Source organism: Halomonas sp., from assembly GCF_041689495.1.
Lineage (GTDB): Bacteria > Pseudomonadota > Gammaproteobacteria > Pseudomonadales > Halomonadaceae > Halomonas.
Genome location: NZ_JBDNGD010000185.1, coordinates 1 through 10,829, shown reverse-complemented (window position 1 = coordinate 10,829; position 10,829 = coordinate 1). Strand labels below are relative to the sequence as shown.

13 protein-coding genes and 3 tRNA genes are annotated in these 10,829 nt (G+C 62.6%); 4 read left to right on the top strand and 12 right to left on the bottom strand.

All coding sequences use genetic code 11. The features are described from left to right. Positions 1–21 precede the first annotated feature (21 nt). Entirely contained in the window at positions 22–549 is a 528-nt protein-coding gene (locus ACESMD_RS06475) for an FxsA family protein (protein WP_372611435.1), read from the bottom strand. 230 nt (positions 550–779) lie between these two features. Here ACESMD_RS06475 and ACESMD_RS06470 point away from each other — a divergent pair, with 230 nt between their 5' ends. Then, positions 780–1,541, top strand: coding sequence for an SDR family oxidoreductase (locus ACESMD_RS06470; protein WP_372611433.1), 762 nt, complete (start codon positions 780–782; stop codon positions 1,539–1,541). Between the two features lie 101 nt (positions 1,542–1,642). Here the strand turns inward: ACESMD_RS06470 and ACESMD_RS06465 are convergent, their stop codons facing one another. Further along, on the bottom strand, positions 1,643–1,924 hold the full coding sequence (locus ACESMD_RS06465; protein WP_372611431.1) for a ComEA family DNA-binding protein: 282 nt from the start codon (positions 1,922–1,924) through the stop codon (positions 1,643–1,645). 269 nt (positions 1,925–2,193) lie between these two features. Between ACESMD_RS06465 and pyrF the strand changes: the two genes are divergently transcribed. Further along, positions 2,194–2,895, top strand: coding sequence for an orotidine-5'-phosphate decarboxylase (gene pyrF, locus ACESMD_RS06460; protein ID WP_372611429.1), 702 nt, complete (start codon positions 2,194–2,196; stop codon positions 2,893–2,895). Between the two features lie 7 nt (positions 2,896–2,902). On the opposite strand, the gene lapB is transcribed toward pyrF, so the two are convergent. From lapB to ACESMD_RS06445, 3 genes are read right to left on the bottom strand one after another with little or no spacing between them, the layout of a single operon-like run. Then, positions 2,903–4,084: a lipopolysaccharide assembly protein LapB gene (gene lapB / locus ACESMD_RS06455; RefSeq protein WP_372611427.1), complete on the bottom strand. Its 1,182-nt coding sequence runs from the start codon at positions 4,082–4,084 to the stop codon at positions 2,903–2,905. Then, positions 4,085–4,390 carry a lipopolysaccharide assembly LapA domain-containing protein gene (locus ACESMD_RS06450; protein WP_372611425.1) on the bottom strand — a complete coding sequence of 102 codons (306 nt, stop codon included), beginning with the start codon at positions 4,388–4,390 and terminating at the stop codon, positions 4,085–4,087. Positions 4,391–4,449: 59 nt separating this feature from the next. Beyond that, positions 4,450–4,746: an integration host factor subunit beta gene (locus tag ACESMD_RS06445; protein ID WP_372611423.1), complete on the bottom strand. Its 297-nt coding sequence runs from the start codon at positions 4,744–4,746 to the stop codon at positions 4,450–4,452. A gap of 236 nt (positions 4,747–4,982) precedes the next feature. Between ACESMD_RS06445 and ACESMD_RS06440 the strand changes: the two genes are divergently transcribed. Together ACESMD_RS06440 and ACESMD_RS06435 are read left to right on the top strand one after the other, a co-directional pair. Then, complete coding sequence (locus ACESMD_RS06440; RefSeq protein ID WP_372611421.1) at positions 4,983–5,276, top strand: succinate dehydrogenase assembly factor 2; 294 nt, start codon at positions 4,983–4,985, stop codon at positions 5,274–5,276. A 7-nt stretch (positions 5,277–5,283) separates the two neighbouring features. Then, positions 5,284–5,634 (top strand): hypothetical protein, encoded by a 351-nt coding sequence (locus ACESMD_RS06435; RefSeq protein WP_372611419.1) that lies wholly within the window; start codon positions 5,284–5,286, stop codon positions 5,632–5,634. Here the strand turns inward: ACESMD_RS06435 and nadB are convergent. The 7 genes from nadB to uvrY all read right to left on the bottom strand — a co-directional run bounded on the left by nadB (position 5,621) and on the right by uvrY (position 10,757). Beyond that, the gene (gene nadB / locus ACESMD_RS06430; protein WP_372611417.1) at positions 5,621–7,216 is read right to left on the bottom strand and encodes an L-aspartate oxidase; all 1,596 of its coding nucleotides are present in this window, start codon (positions 7,214–7,216) and stop codon (positions 5,621–5,623) included. The genes ACESMD_RS06435 and nadB overlap by 14 nt on opposite strands. Positions 7,217–7,295: 79 nt before the next feature. After that, positions 7,296–7,382: transfer RNA gene (locus tag ACESMD_RS06425), tRNA-Leu, on the bottom strand. A gap of 32 nt (positions 7,383–7,414) precedes the next feature. After that, positions 7,415–7,488: transfer RNA gene (locus tag ACESMD_RS06420), tRNA-Cys, on the bottom strand. A 25-nt stretch (positions 7,489–7,513) separates the two neighbouring features. Then, positions 7,514–7,588: transfer RNA gene (locus ACESMD_RS06415), tRNA-Gly, on the bottom strand. Between the two features lie 63 nt (positions 7,589–7,651). Beyond that, complete coding sequence (pgsA, locus tag ACESMD_RS06410; RefSeq protein ID WP_372611415.1) at positions 7,652–8,200, bottom strand: CDP-diacylglycerol--glycerol-3-phosphate 3-phosphatidyltransferase; 549 nt, start codon at positions 8,198–8,200, stop codon at positions 7,652–7,654. 68 nt (positions 8,201–8,268) lie between these two features. Further along, entirely contained in the window at positions 8,269–10,083 is a 1,815-nt protein-coding gene (gene uvrC, locus ACESMD_RS06405; protein ID WP_372611413.1) for an excinuclease ABC subunit UvrC, read from the bottom strand. Between the two features lie 26 nt (positions 10,084–10,109). Further along, positions 10,110–10,757 (bottom strand): UvrY/SirA/GacA family response regulator transcription factor, encoded by a 648-nt coding sequence (uvrY, locus tag ACESMD_RS06400; protein ID WP_372611411.1) that lies wholly within the window; start codon positions 10,755–10,757, stop codon positions 10,110–10,112. Between the last annotated feature and the right edge of the window lie 72 nt (positions 10,758–10,829).

Sequence of the window (10,829 nt, the reverse complement as noted above, 5' to 3'; positions counted from 1 at the left end):
AAAAATTCATCAGTAGTCGACTCAGCGGCGTGGTTCATCGTGGTGGATGAAGTCACCCTCCAGGGGGGCGTCGTGACTCCCTTCCCTGGTGCGGCCATGTTGCTGCCGGAATGACGTGTCCCCTTTACCGGCCTGTTGCCAATCCGCATCCGGCCCCGAGCCGGGCCGCGATCGACCACTTTCCCCGTGAATGCCCTGCAGGCGCACCCCGAGCCAGGCCAGCAACCGACCGAGCCGGCGACGGGCATCGGGTATCAGACAGATGAAGCCCAGGGCGTCGGAAAGAAACCCCGGCGCCATGAGCAGGGCACCACCGAAAATCAGGGCGGCCCCGGTGAGTAGCTCGCTGGAGGGGATCTCTCCCCGCTCCATACGCTCCCGGGCCCGGGCGAAGGTGGCGACGCCTTCGCGACGAATCATGTGCAGACCGATGAAACCGGTGGCCAGTACCAGGGCGAGGGTAATGAGCAAGCCGATCTGGCTTCCCACCGAGAAGAGCAGGACGAAATCCAGCAGCGCGAACAGGGTAAAGGCAAGAAGAAACGGCATGATGGCTCCAGGGTGACGGTTCCAATCTTGTTGGGGGCGGGGTGCGAAAAATCAACCGGCGGGGACGGTGTCGATCAGGACTCGACGGATTTTCATTTGCCATGAGAAATGTTGCAGTGCAACAATAGAGGTAAATCATCCCCGGACGTCACCTCGATCGGTGCCCGGCTCGCCCCGGACCTGTACCTGCATCGGCGAGCCTTGCGTCCCCTTGAATTGGAGAAGCGAACATGGAACTCAAGGATTCGGTAATCGCCATCACGGGCGGAGGCCAAGGGCTCGGCCTGGCGATGGCACACATGCTGGGCGACCGTGGTGCCACCGTGGCGCTGCTGGATGTCGATGGCGATGCCTTGGACAAGGCGGTGAACGGACTTCATGACTCGGGTATCGAGGCACGCGGCTTTTTCGTCGATGTGGCCGATGATGCCTCGGTCAAGAAGGCCTTCGCCGATATCGCCTCGTCACTGGGGCCCGTCAGGGGCCTGGTCAACAATGCCGGTATCGTGCGCGACGCCCTGATGGTCAAGGCCGAGGACGGCAAGGTGGTGAAGACCATGTCCGTCGAGCAGTGGCAGCAGGTCATCGACGTCAACCTCACGGGTGTCTTCCTGTGTGGACGCGAGGCGGCCTGCCAGATGATCGAATCGGGCAAGGAAGGCGTCATCGTCAATATCTCCAGTATCTCCCGCGCGGGTAACATGGGGCAGAGCAACTACTCGGCGGCCAAGGCCGGCGTGGTGGCACTGACCACCACCTGGGCGGCAGAGCTGGCCCGTTATGGTATTCGTGTCGGTGCAGTGGCGCCGGGCTTCATCGAGACCGAGATGACCGCCTCGATGCGTGAGGACATGCTCGACAAGCTGACCAGCGGTATTCCCTTGCGTCGGCTCGGCCAGCCGGATGACATCGCCGAGAGCGTTGCCTTCATCATGGAGAACCGCTATTTCACCGGTCGTGTCATCGAGTGTGACGGTGGTCTGCGTCTCTGACACATGGCATAGGCTGATGAACGTGACGACACCGCCGGCAGCGAAGGCAGCCGGCGGTGTCCTGTCTATCTGTTACATTTCCGAAACGTGATAAGGCGTCGTCAGAATTCCACTTGATCGCGCAAGCCGTCGACGGTGGCATCGCCGATGCCGCTGACTCTCGTCAGGTCGTCCGCGCTCTCGAAGCTGCCATTGTCGTCACGTTCCCCGATGATGGCCTCCGCGAGGACGGGCCCGATACCCGGCAGCTCGGCGAGCAACTCCGCGTTGGCGGTATTGACGTTGATGGGTGCCAGATCCTGACCGACGGCGGCCAGGGGGGACAGCATGAGCATCATGCTGAACACCAGGGCGGCGAGGGATCCTTGTGTGATTGCTTTCATGTCGCATCTCCTTATTTTCGAAGGCTTGGACCAGACGCTGAGCGCCTGCTCTTACTAAACCTAGTCTTGAGTAAAGGGTTTCTGGTGTAGTCCAGGTCCTACAGCTTCTGTAGGAAATCTCCATCAACTCTCGAGTACCTGGACGGGCAACCTTGTGGAAAAAACAACCTGCTGGCGCGTCATCCTTTTCTGACGTCTTCCGTCGCGGCCGGCTGATATACTGCCAGCGATTTGCTATCCACCCGGATGACGTCACTGGAGACCGGTCTGTGCCTCTCGATTCACCGTTGATCATTGCCCTCGATTACCCTTCCCTGGATACCGCCCTGTGCATGGCGGATCAGCTCGATCCGGCTCGATGTCGGGTCAAGGTGGGCAAGGAACTCTTTACCCGCAGCGGCCCCGAGGTCCTGGATGCCCTGCATGGAAGGGGGTTCGACGTCTTCCTGGACCTCAAATTCCACGACATTCCCAATACCGTGGCGGGCGCCGTGCAAGCGGCGGCCGAACAGGGCGTCTGGATGGTCAATGTCCATGCGGGTGGGGGGCGTCGCATGATGGCGGCGGCCCGGGACCGTCTTGATGCCCATGGTTACAGCACCCGGCTGATTGCCGTCACGGTATTGACCAGCATGGGGAATGACGATCTCGCCGAGGTGGGCGTCGATGCCTCGGCTGGGGAGCAGGTCGAGCGTCTGGCATTGCTGGCCCGCGACAGCGGCATGGACGGGGTGGTCTGTTCGGCGGGGGAGTCGTCCCGGTTACGCGACCTGTGCGGAGCGGACTTTCTCAAGGTCACCCCGGGGATTCGTCCGGCGTTCGCCGCCGCCGAGGATCAGCGTCGCGTCATGACACCACGTGACGCCATGGTATCGGGGAGCACGCATCTGGTGGTGGGGCGGCCGGTGACCCGGGCCGAGAATCCCATGGCGGTGCTGGCCGCTATCGAGGCGGAACTGGCCGAGAGCTGAGACCTGGCTAATCGCCTTCGATACCGGTGATCGGTTTGGTGGTTCCCCAACTGCGGCATTGCGGGCAGAGCCAATGCAGCGGGTCGCCGGAAAAACCGCAGCGGCGGCAGCGATGCTGTGGCAAGGCGTGAAGCAGGGTATGAGTATGGCGCTTGAGTAGATCGAGCCGTTCGGGGGTGGCGCCCTGGCCATCATGCCGATAGAGCTCCATCAGGCAGTCGACCTTGCCCAGGCTGGGATGCCGCTCCAGGTGCTCACTGACCAGGGCGCTGGCCGCCTGACTCCCGTCCTGCTGGCGAAGGGTATCGGTGAGCATCAAGACCACGCTGGTGTAGGGGGCTCGGTCGACCAGTTCCTGGAGACAACGGATCAACCCGGGTTCGTTATCGAGCAGGCGGTAGGCCCGCTCCAGGGACGCCAGAATCGTCGGCGTGTAGGCAGGATCCTGATCGGGAATGCGCTTGAGGATCCCGATCTCCTTCTTGTAGTGGCCGGTGTCGTGTTCGAGTTCTGCCAGAAGCAGGTTGGCACGAACGCAGCCAGGGTCCGTGGACAACGCCCGGCGAAGGTGCTTTCGGGCGAGCCCGGGGCTCGCTTCATGGCGCTCCTGCTCGGCCAGTTCACATAGCCAGTGGGCGGCGGCTCGGCGAATGTCCTCGTCCTGATCCGCCAGCTGTGGCAATGCCACCTCGAGCGCACCGTTCCACTCGCCCTCCCTTTCCAGCAGATCGACCAGCAATCGCTTGGCGGAATATTGGCATTCGGCATCCCGGGAATCGCGTATCAGGCCCTGGAGCAGGCGCTCGGCACGGTCCAGGAGACCCAGTCGGAAGAAATCACGGGCGAGTTCGAGCTGGACGCGTTCACTCTGTGTCACGCTCAGGGTCGGGCGGGCCAGCAGGTTCTGGTGGATCTTCACGGCGCGGTCGGCTTCACCACGCAAGCGAAAGAGATTACCCAGGGTGATATGGGTATCGATGGTCTCGCTGTTGACTTCCAGGGCGGCGACGAAGGTCTCGATCGCGCGATCCTGCTGGTCATTGAGGAGGTAGTTGAGACCGACGAAGTAGTCCCGCGAGAGGCTTGAGGCGGTGCCGGGATCATCGGATCTTCTGCGCTGGCGGCGGCCCAGCCACCAGCCGGTGGCGACCGCTGCCAGTAACAGGAGCAGCAGCAGAGGATCGGGCATTCAGGGGAGTTCCTTCATCTCCTGGACTCTCAGCCGATCGAGTTCCTTGCGCTGTTGCTGGTTGTGTCGCTGGGCGCTGGTCAGCTGGGTGCGCAGGCGCAGGTAGACGCCGATCATGGCCACCATGCCGAGCAGGACCCCGGCGGCCAGGGAGGCAAGCAGCCAGACGGATAACGAGGCGGCGGGAAGTTCGATCCAGATCAGGTTGAGCGGCAAGGTCTGTTGGTTATTGACGGCGAACAGGATGCCGACCAGCAGGACCGACAGCAGGATGATGGCCAGGATCAGGCCTTTGAGCCAACGCATGGGCCTGTTTCCTCTATTGGGTACCGGAGTGACGACACGGTGAAGATCCGATTGAACGGTCAATATCCAAGGGCACGGCTGGCATCTACCTGTTCGCGTAGTTCCTTGCCGGGTTTGAAGTGTGGCACGAATTTGCCGTCGAGTGCGACTGGCTCGCCGGTCTTGGGGTTGCGACCGACGCGAGCCTCGCGGTAGTGCAGTGAGAAGCTGCCGAATCCTCGAATCTCCACTCGTCCTCCTTCCGAGAGGGTGTCGGTGATGTCATCGAGGATCATCCTGACTGCCGCTTCGACATCCTTGTGGGATAACTCGGGCTGTCGCATCGCTATCTGCTCAATCAACTCGGACTTGGTCATCGGCTGTCTCCATGCGTTCATGCCTGGGGCCTGAGTCTTGCCGGCACGGTTATTTCTCTAGAGCATACTGCTGTTTCCCTAGAGCATACTGGGCAACTCTCGATAAAACAACGAACTACACTCTCAATAGTGATAAGCAATAGTGATAAGTCGCCGGCGCGGCAAGGTACGGCTGCCGTTGGGGGAGTCCTCGGGTATACTTCGTCGTACATTCATACTGATTCACGAGGTCGACGTTGAGCGAAGATTCTTCCAAGGACGCTGCCCAGCGCAAGCGTCTCTACTGGCACTCTAGGCGAGGCATGTGGGAACTTGACCTGCTGCTGATTCCCTTTCTCGAGCAATGCTATGACGCCCTGGACGAAGGGGACCAGGCTATCTACAGGCGGCTGATCGATCAGGAAGACCAGGACCTGTTCGCCTGGTTGATGCGCCGGGATACTCCGGATGATCCGGCCTTGCGCCGCCTCGTGAAGTTGATCGTGGATTATGCCGAGAACGCCGACAACGCTGTCCATCGTCCCGTCTAGGCTCGCCATGGTCGTCCATCTGCTGCTGGCCATGGGGGTGGTTGGGCTGGCGTTTGGCTTCGCTGGTCTCCTGGTCGGCCTGATATCGGCCATGCTTATGGGAGGTTTGCTCGTCCTGGTGGCTGCCGGTCGACCTCGGGGAGATTTGTGGGTCATTCATCGGGCTACCGGAGAGGGCGACTGGGCCTGGCGAGACGATGCCGAGTCCCCGTGGCGTTCGGTCAACCTGGAATGCGACTACCTGGGTCCCTGGCTGGTGGGCCTCAGGCTCGATGGTCGTCGCCTCTGGTTATGGCCCGACAGCAGCGACAAGGCTTCCTTGCGCGCCTTGCGACGCGAGCTTCTCAGTCTTTCTTGAATCCCGGTAAATGGATCCGCGATGCCGTGGGCCTGGCCTGGGCATGGTGGGGACAGTCCGGATTGTAGTGCAGGCCTCGAGATTCCCGACGATTACTGGCGCAAAAGATGCTGAGCCTTGCGAGGCGCAGGGCATGCCAGAGACTCGCCAGGGCTACCGTGGGGGAAGCCTGTCGCACCTTCGGGCCAAGGTCGTCGACGAGGCGGTCGAGGATGTCGGCGGCTTCGGCCAGTCCCTGGTCGTGTCGCACGATCGCCACCCGGGTACTCATCGCCTGGCGAATGGTGGCAAGGTTCCCGGAGATCGTCTCCGCTGAAAGCGGCTGACGGCCCCAGTCGACCGGCACCAGCGCCGCCGTCGAGGCCGGGGCTGCCTTGGCCAGTCGACGGGCACAGCTCCTGGCGAAGACCAGGCATTCCAGCAGTGAATTACTGGCCATGCGGTTGGCGCCGTGGAGTCCGGTGCAGGCGACCTCGCCGATGGCGAAGAGCCGGGCCACGGTCGATGCGCCATTCAGGTCGCTGGTTACGCCGCCGCAGCTGTAATGGGCCGCCGGGACGACGGGTATCGGGGTGCGGGTGATATCCAGGTCGCGCGACTGGCAGTGGGCTTGGATGGTGGGAAAATGCTGGCGGATGACCGCTTCGCCGAGGTGACGGATATCCAGGCTGACATGGTCGCTGCCGGTGCGCTGCATTTCGGCATCGATGGCTCGGGCGACGATATCTCGGGGGGCCAGTTCGGCGCGGGGATCGATCCCCGGCATGAAGCGCTCCCCCCGGGCATTGATCAGAAGGCCCCCTTCGCCGCGAACCGCCTCGCTGATCAGGAAGGGCGGGCCCTCGGGGTCGTAGAGGCAGGTGGGATGGAATTGCTGGAATTCCAGGTTCATCAGTTCTGCCCCGAGTTCGGCGGCCATCATCATGCCTTCACCGCTGGCGGGCCTCGGGCTGGTGGTGTGTCGGTAGAGACCGCTGGCGCCTCCAGTAGAGAGTACGGTGTCCCCGGCGAGCAGTTCATGCAGCTGACCCCGGGTATCGAGACAACGCGCGCCTCGGCAAACGCCGTCGGCGTCGTTGATCAGGCCGATAGCGGAGAGGTCCCCTCGAATCGTGATGTCGGGATGGGCCTTGGCATGGGCCATCAGCGTATCCATCACGGCGCGTCCGGTGGCATCGTCGACGTGGATGATGCGGCGAGCGCCGTGGCCACCTTCGCGGGTCAGATGGTAGGGATAGCTGGCCCCGGGGTTGGTGTCTCGCGTGAAGGGAACCCCGAGTGAGATCAGCCAGTCGATGGCCGAAGGTCCCTGCTCCACGGTGAAGCGCACGGCTGCCTCGTCGCAGAGGCCATCTCCCGCCACCAGGGTATCGGCAATATGGGCGTCGATGTCGTCATCGGGAGAGAGTACCGCGGCGATGCCACCCTGGGCCCAGCGGCTGGCACCCAGGTCGTCGCTGGCCGGCCGCAGCAGAGTCACGCCACGGTTGTCGGCGATTTCCAGGGCAAGGGTAAGGCCGGCCACGCCGCCACCGATGATGAGAATCTCATGTTCGCTGCGGATAGGGAGATCTGTAGGCACGGGTATCCTCGGCGGCACCACGTGGGTGAAGTCCTGGCTCGAGGCGGGGGAAGCTGAAAGAGGTGAAGCCTGGGCGGGGTGGTGCCCGGAACCGGACTCGAACCGGTACGGTGTTGCCACCGAGGGATTTTAAGTCCCTTGCGTCTACCAATTTCGCCATCCGGGCGTCTGAGGGTCGAGCAGGAAATCGGGGGGAAGTGGAGGCTGGAGTCGGAATCGAACCGGCGTACACGGAGTTGCAGTCCGCTGCATAACCACTCTGCCATCCAGCCTCGTCGAGTTTTTCGGTGGAAAATCTGGAGCGGGAAACGAGATTCGAACTCGCGACCCTCGCCTTGGCAAGGCGATGCTCTACCACTGAGCTATTCCCGCTCGACTCGACAGCGAATTATACGGATAAGTCGGTGACTGTCAAACGCTTTTCCCCGAGCTCCGTCACATGGAACGGCTCAGGTGAGGCCAGGCGGAACGCAGGTAGAGGATCATCGACCAGAGCGTCAGGCCGGCGGCCACATAGAGGGTGATGACCCCTAGATAGGCCAGGTAAGTACCGGGTTCAAAGGCCAGCAGGACCAGCAGGGCGACCATCTGCAGAGTGGTCTTCACCTTGCCGATCCAGGACACGGCGACCTGACCTCGTTTGCCCATTTCGGCCATCCATTCGCGCAGGGCGGAAATCACGATTTCGCGACCGATGATGACCAGGGCAGGGAGTGTCAGCCAGATGGCCTCGTAACGCTCGATCAGCAACGCCAGGGCCACGGCAACCATCAGCTTGTCTGCCACCGGGTCGAGGAAGGCGCCGAAGGGCGTGGCCTGGTCCCAGAGGCGAGCCAGGTAACCGTCCAGCCAGTCGGTGATCGAGGCCAGGGCAAAGAGGGCGGCCGCCAGTGGCATGCTCCAGGCAAAGGGCAGGTAGAAGAGAACCACCAGCAAGGGGATGAAGATGATGCGTGCCAGGGTGAGCAGGTTGGGGATGTTCATCGCGAAATGCTGTCCTTGCCATGGGATAGGGCCTTCAATAGGCACTATTCTATCCAGCTTGGGCGCCGTCATCCATGCAGGGCACGATGAATCGCGTCGGCAAGGGTGTCGCTGATACCGGGAACCCTGGCCAGTTCATCGCGGCTGGCCTGCCGAATGCCCTGGATGCCGCCGAAGAATCGCAGCAGCTCGCGCCGCCGGCGCGGGCCCACCCCGGGGATCTCCTGAAGAGTCGAGGTACGACGTGTCTTGTCACGCTTTGCGCGGTGGCCGGCGATGGCGAAACGATGGGATTCGTCGCGGATATGCTGGATGAGATGCAGGGCCGGCGAGTTGCCGTCCAGGTCGAGGGCGTTGTCGGCGGTCTCGACGAAGAGGGTTTCCAGCCCGGCCTTGCGCGTGCTGCCCTTGGCGACACCCAGCAGCATGACGCCCTGGACATCCAGGGTGTCGAAGACCTCCCGGGCCATGTTGAGCTGGCCCTTGCCGCCGTCGACGATCAGCACGTCCGGGCGTTCGCCTTCTCCTTCGGCGAAGCGGCGAAAACGCCGAGTGAGGACCTGGTGCATGGCGGCATAGTCGTCACCGGCGGCGACACCCTCGATGTTGAAGCGTCGATAGTCGGACTTGCGCGGACCATTCTCGTCGAACACCACGCAGGAAGCGATGGTCGCCTCCCCCTGGCTGTGGCTGATGTCGTAACATTCCAGGCGATGTGGCGGCATTTCTAGCCCCAGGAGGTCACGCAGGGCCTCGAAACGCCGGGAAAGCTGGGTCTGGTTGGCCAGTTGGCCGGCCAACTGCTGTTCGGCATTGGTGCGGGCGAGCTCCAGCCATTGGGCCCGGTGGCCGCGTACCCGAGAGGTCAGGCGGATGCGACGGCCGGGCTGCTCGCTCAGCGCCTCGGCGATCAAGTCGTTGTCCGGGAGTGGATGGCCGGTGATCACCTCGTCAGGGATCTCCCTGGCCTGGCCGAGGTAGTACTGGCTGACGAAATCACCGAGCAGCATATCCGGCGGCAGGTCCAGGCCATTGCTCGGTGAGTAGTGGCGGGCCCCGAGCAGCCGACCCTGTCTGATGCTGAGCACCGAGATGCACAGGGTCCCCGGTCGGCTCGCCAGGGCCAGAACGTCGGCGTCACCACCGGCGGTGTCGACGAACTGGCGTTGCTGGAGCTGGCGCAGATGCTGAACCTGATCGCGCAGTCTGGCCGCCTCCTCGAAGTCGAGAGCCTGGCTGGCGGTTTCCATGTCGCGGGTCAGTTCCCGGGTAACCACTTCACTCTTGCCTTCCAGACATTGCACGGCATGCTCCAGGTCCCGCCGGTACTCCTCCTCATCGATGTAGCCCACGCAGGGAGCGCTGCAACGGTGTATCTGGTATTGCAGGCAGGGCCGGCTGCGGTGGGCGAAGACGCTGTCCTCGCAGTTGCGGATGCGAAAGATCTTCTGCATCAGGGAGAGGCTCTCGCGGACTGCGCCGCTGCTGGGGTACGGGCCCAGGTAGCGGCCACCGTCGCGTCGCGTGCGGGCGCGCTTGTATTCCAGGGCCGGGAAGGGGTGACGGTCGGTGACGAAGACGAAGGGGTATGACTTGTCATCGCGCAGCAGGATGTTGTAAGGCGGGCGCAGTTCCTTGATCAGGGTCTGTTCCAGCAGCAGGGCCTCGATCTCGCTGTTGGTGACCGTGACCTGGATGTCGGCGATCCTGCCGACCAGTGCCTGGGTCTTGGTATTCAGGGCGCCGCGAAAGTAACTCGCCAGGCGTGCCTTGAGTCGCCTGGCCTTGCCGACATAGAGGGTCTCGCCCTGGTCATCGAGCATGCGGTAGATGCCGGGTGACTCGGTGACGGTATCCAGGAAGCGGCGGGGATCGAAACTCATGGGCGCCTTTGCGGTGTCTCCTGGCATTATTCGATGCTGGCGAAGCCGTCGACAAGGCCGTAGCGAAGCCCCATGTGGGTGAGCTCCACATCGGAATGCACGCCGAGTTTCTCGAAGATGCGGTATCGGTAAGTGTTGACCGTCTTGGGGCTGAGGAAAAGGCGGTCGGAAATGTCAGCAACCTTCTGGCAGTTGACGATCATGATCGCTACCTGCAGCTCCCGGTGGGAAAGTTGGTCGAAGGGATTTTCCTGACCATCGATCCGCGAGAGGACAAGCCGTTGGGCGATCTCGGGGCTGATATAGCGCTGTCCGGCGAAGACGCTGCGTATGGCCGCGACCATCTCGTCATGCTGAGACCCCTTGCTGATGAAGCCGGAGGCCCCGGCATCCAGCAGGCGTTGAACAAAGGCCTCCTCGAGGAAGGCCGTCAGCACCAGGACGCGCGGATCATCCATGCCTCGGGTGATCTTGCGTGTCGCCTCGAGGCCGCCGATACCCGGCATGCGGATATCCATCAGCACGATATCGGGCTGCAGCCGGCGGGTCTGGAACACCGCTGACTCGCCATCGGCGACTTCACCCACCACGGTGATGCCTTCCTCGGCGTTGAGCAGATGGGCGATGCTGGTCCTTACCAGATGGTGATCATCGGCGACAAGAACTCGAATCAAGGCGATTGCCTCCCCAGCTTGGAGTTGGCTCATCAACGGGGGCGCGTCTACGTTTTTGACATGACGCTTTTT

What these genes read in the sequence shown, in the direction of transcription:
- ACESMD_RS06470 (WP_372611433.1), top strand. Translation starts at nt 780, where the DNA reads ATGGAACTCAAGGATTCGGTAATCGCCATCACGGGCGGAGGCCAAGGG.
- pgsA (WP_372611415.1), bottom strand. Translation starts at nt 8,200, where the DNA reads ATGAACATCCCCAACCTGCTCACCCTGGCACGCATCATCTTCATCCCC.
- ACESMD_RS06465 (WP_372611431.1), bottom strand. Translation starts at nt 1,924, where the DNA reads ATGAAAGCAATCACACAAGGATCCCTCGCCGCCCTGGTGTTCAGCATG.
- uvrC (WP_372611413.1), bottom strand. Translation starts at nt 10,083, where the DNA reads ATGAGTTTCGATCCCCGCCGCTTCCTGGATACCGTCACCGAGTCACCC.
- ACESMD_RS06475 (WP_372611435.1), bottom strand. Translation starts at nt 549, where the DNA reads ATGCCGTTTCTTCTTGCCTTTACCCTGTTCGCGCTGCTGGATTTCGTC.
- lapB (WP_372611427.1), bottom strand. Translation starts at nt 4,084, where the DNA reads ATGCCCGATCCTCTGCTGCTGCTCCTGTTACTGGCAGCGGTCGCCACC.
- ACESMD_RS06450 (WP_372611425.1), bottom strand. Translation starts at nt 4,390, where the DNA reads ATGCGTTGGCTCAAAGGCCTGATCCTGGCCATCATCCTGCTGTCGGTC.
- ACESMD_RS06445 (WP_372611423.1), bottom strand. Translation starts at nt 4,746, where the DNA reads ATGACCAAGTCCGAGTTGATTGAGCAGATAGCGATGCGACAGCCCGAG.
- ACESMD_RS06435 (WP_372611419.1), top strand. Translation starts at nt 5,284, where the DNA reads ATGGTCGTCCATCTGCTGCTGGCCATGGGGGTGGTTGGGCTGGCGTTT.